The 2,545-nt window shown below is 71.3% G+C and carries 2 protein-coding genes; one reads left to right on the plus strand and one right to left on the minus strand.

Translation table 11 applies throughout. The features are described from left to right. Positions 1-110 precede the first annotated feature (110 nt). Positions 111-1,751: an MDR family MFS transporter gene (locus tag AB0J36_RS31165; protein WP_357120489.1), complete on the minus strand. Its 1,641-nt coding sequence runs from the start codon at positions 1,749-1,751 to the stop codon at positions 111-113. A gap of 174 nt (positions 1,752-1,925) precedes the next feature. Here AB0J36_RS31165 and AB0J36_RS31170 point away from each other — a divergent pair. After that, on the plus strand, positions 1,926-2,545 hold a 620-nt coding region (locus tag AB0J36_RS31170; protein WP_363661465.1), incomplete at its 3' end, for a TetR family transcriptional regulator.

Genomic DNA, 2,545 nt, shown 5'->3' on the forward strand with positions numbered 1-2,545 from the left:
GGTCGCCCGCCCCCGCCCGCTGCCCGGCCATCCTTGTTAAAACCGCCCCTGGCTTCCGGGGCCGCCACGGGGGGGCCGGGGGCGGCCCCTGATTCTGTGCTCTGCAGAGGTCAGCGCCGCTCGGGCGCCGCGTTCGCCGTGGAATCGGCGGCGACCTGGTCGAACGCGGGCGCTCCGTCGACCGCGTCGGCGGCCAGAGCCGTCGACGTGGCGGCGTCCGGCAGGTCGAGGCTGGTCCGCAGGGTGACCGGCCGGAGCAGGAGCGCCGCGATGACGCCGACCACCCCGATGGCCGCGGAGATGAGGAAGATGTGGCCGGTGGCGTCGCCGTACGCGGCGCGCACGATGTGCTGAACTCCGTCGGGCAGCGCGGTGATGTTGAGGTTGCTGTCGCCACCGCTGCCGGAGGTGGGGATCCCGGCGGCGGCCAGGTCGCGCGTGATCTGGTCGGTGACCCGGTGGGCCAGCACGGCGCCGAGCACCGAGACGCCGACCGCGCCGCCGAGCGACCGGAAGAACGCGACGCTGGAGCTGGCCGCGCCGATGTCCTTGAGGGCCACCGTGTTCTGGACGGCCAGGACGAGGTTCTGCATGGTCATGCCGACGCCGGTGCCGACGATGAACATGCCGACGCCGACGAGCACCAGAGACGTCTCGTGGTCGATGGTGCCGAGCAGGCCGAACCCGACGACCAGGGTGATCGAACCGGCGACGATGTACGGCTTGATCCGCCCGGTCCGGGTGATCAGCCGGCCGGCGACGATCGAGGAGCCGAGGACTCCGGCCATCAACGGGATGGTGAGGAGGCCGGCCTCCGTCGGGCTGTAACCCCGGCCGATCTGGAAGTACTGGCCGAGGAAGACCGCGCCACCGAACATGGCCATGCCGACCGCGAGGCTGCCCAGGATGGCCAGGGCGGTGGTGTGCTGGCGCACGATGGCGAGCGGGACGACCGGCTCGGCCGCCCGCGATTCGACCCAGACCGCGAGGGCGAGCAGGAGGAGCGAGCCGGCCACCATGGCCGCGCTCTGCCACGAGACCCAGGCGAACGAGCTGTCGACGAAGGAGATCCAGATCAGCAGCACGCTCACGCCGGCGGCGATCAGGCTCGCGCCCAGGTAGTCGATCTTGACGTTGTCCCGTCGGAACGTCGGCAGGTGCAGAGTCACCTGGAGCAGGATCAGCGCGACGACGGCGACCGGCACGCCCACGAAGAAGCACCAGCGCCAGCCGAGCCAGGACGTGTCGACGATGAGGCCGCCGAGCAGCGGGCCGCCGACGGTCGCCACCGCCATGACGCCGCCGAGGTAGCCGTTGTAGCGGCCCCGCTCGCGGGGCGGGATCATGGCGGCGATCGCCACCTGGACGAGAGCCTGCAGGCCGCCGACGCCGATGCCCTGGAACGCACGGGCCGCGATGAGCTGGCCGGCGCTCTGCGAGAAGCCGGCGATGACGGAGCCCAACAGGAACACCACGATGGCGACCTGGATGAGGAGCTTCTTGTTGAACAGGTCGGCGAGCTTGCCCCAGATCGGGGTGGTGGCCGTCGCCGTGAGCAGGGTCGCGGTGACCACCCAGGTGTACTGGGTCTGGGAGCCGTTCAACGCGCCAATGATCTTGGGAAGCGCGGTCGAGACGACCGTGCTGCTCAACATCGCGACGAAGAGCACCAGCAGCAGGCCGCTGAGCGCCTCGAGGGTCTGCCGATGGCTCATCGGCTCGGCGCCGGGCGTGGTGGTGGGTGCGCTCATCGCGCGGCCTCCCGCTTGTCGTGGGTTCCAGGACGACAACCAGGCGTACGCGGCGGCCTCGGGTACGGACATCCGCGCGCCTGAGTTGGTTGCCTCACGCAAGCATCTACCGATCTTGCCCAGTCGGCAAGTTTGCCCATTGAGAAGCCGGTCACTCGACGTACGCTGACGACGATGGACGAGATCACCGGCCTGCGGGAGCGCAAGAAGGCGGCCACCCGCCTGGCCCTGCACGAGTCAGCCCTACGCCTCGCGGCCGAGCAGGGCCCCGACAGCGTGACCGTCGAGGCGATCGCCGACGCCGCCAATGTCTCCCGGCGGACATTCTCGAACTACTTCTCGAACAAGGAGGAGGCGCTCTTCTACGGCGACACCGTGCGCCTGCGCCGCCTGTTGCAGTTGGTGCGCGAACGGCCGGGCGGTGAGCCGCCGTGGACCGTGCTGGGCCGGGCGGCCGAACACTTCACCGCGGAGTCGGCGCGCGACCGCGACCACGACTGGCTGACCCGACGCCGGCAGTTGCGCGGGCACCCGGGCCTGGCCGCGCACCAGGTCGCGGCGTACACCGCGATCGAGCGCGAGTTGGCGGCCGAGCTCGCGCATCGCCTCACCGGCGCCGAGGTGGCGCTGCGCGCCCGCCTGCTGACCGCGACCTTCCTGGCCGCCCTGCGCGTCGCCATGCAGCACTGGATTGACCACCCGGGCCGCGACCTGCTGGAGATCGTACGAATCGCGCTGAGCGAGGTCGGTCCCCCGGCCGGCCTGCGGGCGGGGGGGGGCGGGGGGGGGGGTTG

The sequence above is a fragment of the Micromonospora sp. NPDC049662 genome (genome assembly GCF_040675055.1).
Taxonomy (GTDB): Bacteria; Actinomycetota; Actinomycetes; order Mycobacteriales; family Micromonosporaceae; genus Micromonospora.